This window comes from Paenibacillus tundrae (genome assembly GCF_030812775.1).
Lineage (GTDB): Bacteria > Bacillota > Bacilli > Paenibacillales > Paenibacillaceae > Paenibacillus > Paenibacillus tundrae_A.
The window spans coordinates 159477-165751 of the sequence record NZ_JAUSTI010000014.1 but is presented as its reverse complement, the minus strand read 5'-3'; the positions used below and the strand labels follow the sequence as shown (position 1 = coordinate 165751).

General features: G+C 45.8%; 3 protein-coding genes and 1 rRNA gene. 3 read left to right on the top strand and 1 reads right to left on the bottom strand.

What is annotated here, in order from left to right; all coding sequences use genetic code 11:
* A 5S ribosomal RNA gene (gene rrf / locus J2T19_RS21700) occupies positions 1–116 on the top strand.
* Positions 117–480: 364 nt separating this feature from the next.
* Positions 481–1476, top strand: a complete 996-nt coding sequence (locus J2T19_RS21695; RefSeq protein WP_307219461.1) for a ketoacyl-ACP synthase III — start codon at positions 481–483, stop codon at positions 1474–1476.
* A 300-nt stretch (positions 1477–1776) separates the two neighbouring features.
* Here J2T19_RS21695 and J2T19_RS21690 read toward each other — a convergent pair whose 3' ends face one another.
* A complete protein-coding gene (locus J2T19_RS21690; protein ID WP_307219458.1) occupies positions 1777–3714 on the bottom strand; it encodes an amidase family protein in 1938 nt (645 codons plus the stop codon).
* A gap of 430 nt (positions 3715–4144) precedes the next feature.
* On the opposite strand from J2T19_RS21690, the gene J2T19_RS21685 reads away from it, so the two are divergent.
* Positions 4145–6274 (top strand): DNA topoisomerase III, encoded by a 2130-nt coding sequence (locus J2T19_RS21685; protein WP_307219456.1) that lies wholly within the window; start codon positions 4145–4147, stop codon positions 6272–6274.
* The last annotated feature ends 1 nt before the right edge of the window (position 6275 follow it).

The following is a 6275-nucleotide window of genomic DNA, read 5'->3' as shown; positions in this document are numbered from 1 at the left end:
TTGGTGGCGATGGCGGAGGGGTTCCACACGTACCCATCCCGAACACGACCGTTAAGCCCTCTAGCGCCGATGGTACTTGGACCGCAGGGTCCTGGAAGAGTAGGACGCCGCCAAGCAAAGAACCACTGCCGATGTTATTCGGTGGTGGTTTTTATTTATGTTTTGGAACAGCCTGATCTTGGATTGGGCTGTTTTTTTGTATTTATGTAGTAAACCTCATGTCGGATTAGAAGACCGTGCAAGTACCCGTAACCATAAGATTAAATTCAAACTATCCCAAATCGGGTTATGAATGCTTAAGGGCTTTTTGAGATATAGTAACAAAATGGTTGGATTATAGATCAAAACGGTCGTTCTCATTTAAAATGAATAGCTCTTGTTATATTCCATTTTGGAATGATCACCGCTATTTAATATTTTTTAGTACCAGATACTAATAGTAGGTGCTATAATAATAAAAACACTAACGGAGGTGCTAGTATGAATCAATCCAAAGCAATAATCACTGCATTCGGAACGTATGTGCCAGAGCGCATCCTAAGTAATGCTGATCTGGAGAAAATGGTTGATACGAGCGATGAATGGATTGTACAGCGTACTGGCATGAGAGAACGCCGAATCGCCGATGCAAACCAATATGTATCTGATTTGGCTACAAAAGCTGTCGAAGATATGATTGGTCGTTACCAGGTTAACGTAAATGATGTGGATATGATTCTATTTGCAACCAGCACACCTGAATATGCCTTTCCAAGTTCAGCTTCCAGAGTACAGGCCAATCTTGGCATTCCGCATACCGGAGTACTTGATCTAAATGCTGCTTGTGCAGGATTTACGTATGGTATGCAAATGGCAGATAGCTTGGTAACAAGTGGGATGTATCGCAAGGTGCTCGTGATTGGGGCAGAGACTTTATCTAAAATTACGGATTACACTGACCGCACAACCTGTGTGTTATTTGGGGATGGAGCTGGTGCCTTTTTAGTGGAACGATCTGATGAAGAAGGCGACTTTATGGCAGCAATCTCAGGAACACACGGAGAAGGCGGGGTTCATTTATATAAGAGTGGTTTGTCGTCCGAGATGAACGGGTTACCTTTGAAGGTCGAGGGGAGCCTTGTTCAAAACGGTAGAGAAATCTACAAATGGGCTGTGCGCATGATTCCCGAACAATTAAGCCATCTCATCACGAAGGCAGAACTAGAGCCTGAGCAGATTGACTGGTTTGTGCCACACAGTGCCAATATGAGAATGATTGAGGCAGTTTGCGAGCGTGGCCCGATTCCTTTGGAACGAACGTTAACCAGTATGGAATACCGGGGGAATACATCTGCTGCGTCCATCCCGCTTGCGTTGCAGCTAGCAGTGGATGAAGGAAAACTGAAGCATGGCCAACGAGTGGCGTTGTTCGGATTCGGAGGTGGCTTAACTTATTCGGGTCTCGTCCTGAAATGGGGCGTGCCAGACAGAGCCTAGTTTCAAGCAACAGTCATTACATTATAACGAAGAAGCTGGGGTACCGCTCAATGTAGAGCAGTACCCCAGCTTTCTATTTTTCGGTAATACTTTTTCCGTGATATCATTTAACCCTAATTTGAGTATGAGTTGTTGATCAGACATATAGGGTAATGGATTAATCGCGTGTTTTCATTATTATTTCTACATTACCATAAGCCATAGTTTAGTATGTGTATCTTTTAAATAATAAAGCTGGTCAATCACATATGACTAAATATAATGATAGCAGAGTAGCTGCGGACTAAATCGGTAAAAAAGTTACGGCGTCAGCTTAGGCGCTTGACGGTGATGAGTACCTTGCTCATAGCTATAAGCGAGCTTGATGAGAGTACTTTCATCGAACGCACGTCCCAGGAATTCGATTCCTACAGGTAGGCCGTCAGCTGTGAATCCTGCTGGGACTGTAATTGCCGGGAAACCGGAGAATGGACTAAGTCGGTTGTTACCACCGGAAGTTTGTCCTTCACCAATAAGGCCAGCAGCCTGTGTGGATGTAGGATAGATAATGGCATCCAGGTTATGATCCGCCATGACTTTCAGTAGTGACTCACGTGTAACTTGAGTACGTTTTAGGACGATGTCCTTATATTCTGTCGTCTCTAACGTCTCTCGTGCATCTCGCGCTTTCATGGATTGCTCTTGCGCTTTATCGAACTGTCCAGAAGCGATGATCTCAGATAGACTGTGATAAGGAGCATCCTCGCCTAAAGAATCAAGGTAGTCATTTAACTGGAATTTGAATTCGTACCCGCTAAGGCTTGGGTATTTATTAATCTCGGCCCAGTTCGGGATGGAGATTGGAACTGCGGTAGCACCAAGTGATTTAAGTTCCTCCACGGCATTGTGAATGACGTCAGCTACAGCCTTTTCCTCTGCTTTGGTGCTTGGGATCAGTTCTGGAGCTATACCAATACGTGCGCCTTTCAATCCATTAACATCAAGGAAGTCTGTGTAACTGGAAGGGATTTTGCCTACAGCGTAAGCAGTAGCCACATCCTTTTTATCGTAACCTACAGTAGCATCCAGCATTATCGCAGCATCACTAACTGTACGAGCCATAGGTCCACCAACATCCTGCGTCAACGCCAGTGGAATAATACCTTCACGACTGGATAGTCCGATCGTTGGGCGAATACCTACGAGACTATTGAAGCTGGACGGAATACGGATGGAGCCACCTGTATCTGTACCCAAGCCGGCAGCAGCGAAGTTTGAAGCAATTGCAGCGCCTGTTCCGCCACTAGAACCACCTGGATAGTGATCCAGCGCATAGGGGTTAAGCGTTTGTCCTCCTAGGGAGCTGGATGTCGTAATACCAAATGCGAACTCGTGCAGGTTCGTTTTACCTAAAATAATAGCTCCTGCTGTCTTGAGTTTCTTCACTTGTTCAGCATCGTGAGCGGGAATGGAGTCTTTCAGACAGATACAACCGGCAGTGGTTGGCATATCTTTGGTATCGAAGTTGTCTTTCACTAAGACTGGGATGCCATGCAGAGGCCCGCGGGCACCTTGAGCCGCTCGTTCTTCGTCCAACTGCTCAGCGATTTGCAGTGCATCTGGGTTTATTGTCAGGACAGCTTTGAGGCTAACGCCTTGATCATCATATTTTTCGATACGATCCAGATATTGTTGTACGAGCTCTTTGGATGTCAGTTTGCCTTGCGTCATCGCCGTCTGGAGATCCATTATTGTGGCTTCTTCCAGAACGAACGGTTTTATGTAATTATATATGCGGTCTTTTAATACAGCGACGTCGTTCTCCGTAAGTATGGCATGAGGTAGGAAGAGGGTATCGGTATAACCTTTCATCAACCCAGCAGCATTCAGAGCGGCTACAGCATCAGCATAATCAGCTTGTTCGGGCACGTCTTTGAAGGAAATTGTAGCAGAGTCGAGGTTAAGCCATTGTTGCAAGGCTACGGCAGCATCTTTGCGCTTTATGGTTGTGCCGGAGAGCTTGTCCATCGTAAAGGGCACACCTGCAAGTGTAGCCGCTTCTTCCATGGCTCCTACGAATGTTGCGGCAGTAGCTGGTGCTTTGGCAGTGGAGGTCGTTGCTGTAGATGTTTTACTTGTCGGAGCTGCAGTTGCAGCAAACGCTGAAGGTACCGCAGTCCCTCCCCAAGTTGTAGTGACGACAGCAGTTGCTACTAACAATGCTCCACCTTTTCTAAATACAGATCCATGATAAGTCATGCATCCACGCTCCCTTCCTGTGTCTCAGTTGATGTGTGTAAGTAATTTGTGAACATATGCTTTTGCACATTCTATATGCATGTTAGGTAATCTTACAATGTTAATATTTATCGAAAAAAACGTATACATAATAATTTTACGTGAGGATTTCTTACAAATACTCTTGTTTTCATGTGCTAATAAAAGATATAAATTTATATATTCCTTAAAAATGTAACATACATATAACATATATAACGCATTTGGTTGTAAGCAATGTTATATGAAGTATCGGGTATAAGAAGTATTGAGCTGATTTAGAAGCGCAAAGCATACCTCCACTGTGAAATGATATAATGGAAAAATAGAAACAGCAGAACTTTGAGTACATGTTCAAAAAGGTCAGTTTGAAAAACCTCTTAACGTTTTGCCAGAAAGGAAGAGATATGAAGTGAAGACATTGGTACTCGCAGAAAAACCGTCTGTCGCACGCGAAATAGCCAGAGTTATGGGAGCGCGTGATAAACATAAAAGCTATATTGAAGGGCCAAAATACATCGTAACCTGGGCACTTGGCCATCTTGTAGGTCTTGCAGAGCCAGAGGATTACGACAAAAAGTATGCAACATGGAATCTAGAAGATCTACCGATTCTACCGGAGCGTACCAAGCTTAAAGTGCTTCGGGAAACGAATCATCAATACAAAGCGGTACAGCAATTAATGAAACGTCAGGATGTTGGCGAATTGGTCATCGCTACAGATGCCGCGCGTGAGGGAGAATTGCTGGCTCGGTGGATTATGCAGATGGCACAGTGGAAGAAGCCTTTTAAACGTTTGTGGATTTCTTCTCAGACAGATAAGGCGATTAAGGATGGATTTGCATCGCTGAAGCCAGGCAGTCAATTCGATCGTCTCTATGAATCTGCACGCTGCCGTGCGGAAGCAGACTGGATGATTGGACTGAATGTAACGCGTGCTCTGACTGTTCGTTTCAATGCCCAATTATCAGCTGGTCGTGTTCAGACCCCAACTTTGGGCATGATTATGGATAGAGAAAATGAAATAAACGGCTTCCGCTCTCAAGAATATGAGACACTGACGGTAGAACTGAGCGGTTTTCAGGCTGTTTGGCGGGCAAGTGGCGGGGACTCTCGAATCTTTGACCCACAGGAAATGCAACAATTGAAGCAACGGATCGAAGGGCGTAAAGGCACGATTGCTCAAGTGAAGAAAAGTGAAAAGGTAGAGCCGCATCCACTAGCGTACGATCTGACAGAGCTACAGCGAGATGCCAACAGAAAATACGGTTTCTCTGCCAAACAAACATCGAATGTTCTACAGCGCTTGTATGAACAGCACAAACTCGTTACGTATCCGCGTACTGACAGCCGTTATTTGACCTCTGACATGGTGGGTACGTTGAAAGAGCGGCTGGAGAGTGTAGCTATTGGTCCTTATGCCTCTATCGCACGTCCTTTGCTGCGCAAAAACCTAAATATCACGAAGCGCATCGTGGACGACAGTAAAGTGACAGACCACCATGCCATTATACCGACAGAGCAGACCGTGCTATTGAATCAGCTTAGTCCAGAGGAACGTAAACTGTATGATCTCATTGTGCGTCGTTTCATCAGCTTGTTCTATCCAGCAGCGAGGTACGATTCTGTAGCAATCACCGTTCAGGTTGGCAACGATTCATTCCATGCCAAAGGCACAACCGTGAAAGACAGTGGATGGCGTGAAGTATATGGCGGAGATTATAGCGATGATGACGATGACCGTACAGATGATGATGCTAACCAGGAGCGTGTGCTTCTGCCTGATGTGCAGCAAGGACAGGCTGTAACCGTTCAGCGTTGTCATGTGAAGAGTGGGCGGACGATGCCGCCTAAACGGTACACCGAAGCAGCTCTGCTCTCGCAGATGGAGAAGCATGGGCTTGGCACACCAGCTACACGGGCAGATATCATTGAGAAGCTGGTTAGCTCCGATACGATTGATCGTCAAGGCAACAGCATGCATCCAACAGGTAAAGGAAAACAGCTAATTGAGCTTGCCGCTCCGCAGCTTCGTACTCCGGAACTGACCGCACGCTGGGAAGCTGAACTTGAGCGAATTGCTCGCGGACAAGGCAAGCCAGGACCCTTCCTCGACAGCATTCGTTCGATGGCGAAAGAACTAGTATCAACGGTTAAAGGCAGTAAGGCCGAATATAAGCCTCATAATGTATCCAATAGTCACTGCCCTGACTGTAATGCACGTTTACTTGAGAAAAAAGGAAAACGCGGCAAATTCTTAGTTTGTCCTACAGAGGACTGTGGTTATCGCCGCTCGGCAGAGAAGAGATTATCGAACCGCCGCTGCGCGCAGTGTCACAAAAAGATGGAGATCAAGGAAGGCAAAGCGGGTCTATACGTACAATGCCTGCCATGTGGAATCACCGAAACATTGGATAAGGACAAGAAGCATGTGAACAAACGCGAACAGCAAAAACTGGTGAAACAATATGCGAAACAGGAATCCATCGGTTCCAATCTCGGAGATCTGCTGAAGGCGGCTATGGAGAAGAAAGGGAACTAAA